At 75.1% G+C, this 2120-nt stretch carries 1 protein-coding gene and 2 pseudogenes; 1 reads left to right on the top strand and 2 read right to left on the bottom strand.

Annotation, left to right across the window (positions count from 1 at the left end):
* The first annotated feature begins 480 nt into the window (after positions 1-480).
* Positions 481-564: pseudogene (locus FJ251_15720) on the top strand (acetyl-CoA carboxylase biotin carboxyl carrier protein subunit).
* A gap of 757 nt (positions 565-1321) precedes the next feature.
* On the opposite strand, the pseudogene FJ251_15715 reads toward FJ251_15720, so the two are convergent.
* Together FJ251_15715 and FJ251_15710 are read right to left on the bottom strand one after the other, a co-directional pair.
* Positions 1322-1402: pseudogene (locus FJ251_15715) on the bottom strand (ribonuclease HI).
* A 202-nt stretch (positions 1403-1604) separates the two neighbouring features.
* The coding region (locus tag FJ251_15710; protein ID MBM4119149.1) for an HNH endonuclease at positions 1605-2120 on the bottom strand (516 nt) is incomplete at its 5' end.

Genomic DNA, 2120 nt, shown 5'->3' with positions numbered 1-2120 from the left:
CTCGCCTACGTCGACCCCGTGCTCTGCGAGCAGGCCGGCCTCTGCGACTCGCTCTACGTCTACACCTACTTCTGCGTGAGCGCCGTGCGCGGCGGCGAGGAGAGCCTCCTCAGCCCGCCCGCGTTCATCACGCCCTAGCTCCCGGGGCGAGGCGACCGCCTGGAACGCTCCTTGATGTCAGCCCTCCCGTCGCGTCGGCGGCGGGAGGGCTTCTCGTAAGCGGGCCTGCAGGCGCCGCTTGGCCGGCGCCTGCGCGCGAGACGCCCGGCCAGCCGGCGAGAAAGCGTCCAGGCCGACCGCTTCCCAGCCGCCGCGCCGCTCCCGGGAGGAGCCATGATCCGACTGCCGCGCCCCCTCGCCGTCACCCTCTTCGTCCTCACCCTGCTCGCGGTGCGCAGCGCGCACGCCCAGAGCGGCGAGGGCGAGTGGATCGACCTCGAGCCCCTGCGCGAGGCTCGGAGCCAGACGCCCGCGAAGACGCCGCCCGCGGCCAGGCCCGCCCCGGCCCCGGCGCCTCAGCCCGCCGCGCCGGCCAAGGCCGCCGAGCCGGCGCCCGGGCCCGCCGCCGACCGGCCGCCGCTGGAGCTGCCGCGCCGCTTCATCTGGAAAGGCGCCCCGACGACCCTGGGCCGCGTGGGCTACGTCTACCTCGGCGACTTCTACTTCGTCGAGGAGCGCGACCTCGCCAAGGCCGAGCTCTGCTACGAGTATGCGCTCAAGCCCTGGCCCGAGTGCGGGCCGATCCAGACGCGCCTGGAGCTGCTCAGTCTCTTCCTCGGCGACTGGCTGCGCGCGGCCGAGTCGATGCAGGTTGGCTTCGACCAGGGCGCGCCGCCGCCCGTGGTCCAGGACTACGGCCTCGATGCCGCGAGCCCGCTGCTCTCGGACGAGGAGTCGGACGTCCCGCCCGTGCCGGCCATTCTCTTTCGCCAGGCCCTCGGCCAGGCGCGGCAGCTCGCGCTCGCGCCCGAGGACGAGCCCGCGCGCAGCTTCCTCGTCGGCCGCCTGCTCGCCTTCCTCGGCGAGCGCGACGAGGCCATCCACGCGCTCGGCCCCGTCGCCCTGGACGACGAGGCCGCGCCCTGGAATTTCCAAGCCGCAAGCCAGCGCGCCGCCCTCTACCTGGCTGCCTGGCGCCCCGAGCTGGCCTACCTGAACCTGCTGCGTGCGCAGGAGCTGGTCGGCGAGCACCCGCTGCTCCTGCAGCGCCTGGAGTCGCTGGAGCGGGAGACGGCCCTCGCCGCCCTGCCGGGCGGAGGCGAGCCGATCGAGGTCGTCGTGCGCATCCTGGGCCAGCAGGGCCAGGGCCGCTGGATCCTCAGCCCGCCCGAGCTGCGCCTGAGCGGCCGCGTCGAGGTGGCCGCCGTGGCCGGTCAGGCGCCGACGGCGGCGAAGCCGAACCTCATCTACCGCGGTGACGACTATTGGCTGATGGCGGCGCCGCTGGGCGCCAGCGCCCCCGACTGGAAGGCGGGCGCCAAGGTCACCCTGCGCGGCAGCTGCTGCGGCGACGACTAGTCGCCGGCCCTGACTCGCCGGCAGCCGAGCGCGCAGGCGGGGCCTCCCGCCCGGGCGGAGGTCTGACGAGTCGCCGCGGACGGGGATCAGCCGGTCTCTGGCAAGGCCTCGGCAAGTCCCACGCCACCTTCGTGCAGCAACCGATGGCAGGCCGCACAGAGCGTGATCAGGTTCGCCGCGCTGTTGCGGCCGCCCCGCCTGCGCGGCTCGCGGTGATGCACCTCGATGAAGCGCGTGGCCCGGCAGCCCGGGGCTTGGCAGCGATGGCCGTCGCGCGCGAGCACTTGCCGGCGCAGGCCGGGCCGGATCGCGGCGCGGTTGGGTTCGCCGTCGCGCTGGGTGCGGCAGTCGCAGGCGGCCTGCGCGGCCACCGCCGGCGCCAGGGGGCGCCCATCGGGCAGACGCGCCGCGCCGCACTCCTCGCAGCGGTAGACCACGACCTGGTAGGGCGGGGCGGAGTTGCCACGTGGCAACTCGCCGCCAGATTCGTCCATGGCGCTGGGCTCGGAGACTTCGAGGCTGGCGAGGAGGGCGTCCAGGCCGGCGAGCAGAAGCTCCTCCCGCGTCTGGTGCCGGGCAGTTGCGGCGCCAGCCTTGCGGGG

The sequence above is a fragment of the bacterium genome, assembly GCA_016873475.1.
Taxonomy (GTDB): domain Bacteria; phylum Krumholzibacteriota; class Krumholzibacteriia; order JACNKJ01; family JACNKJ01; genus VGXI01.
The sequence above is the reverse complement of the archived record's forward strand: the minus strand, read 5'-3'. Positions and strand labels throughout refer to the sequence as shown.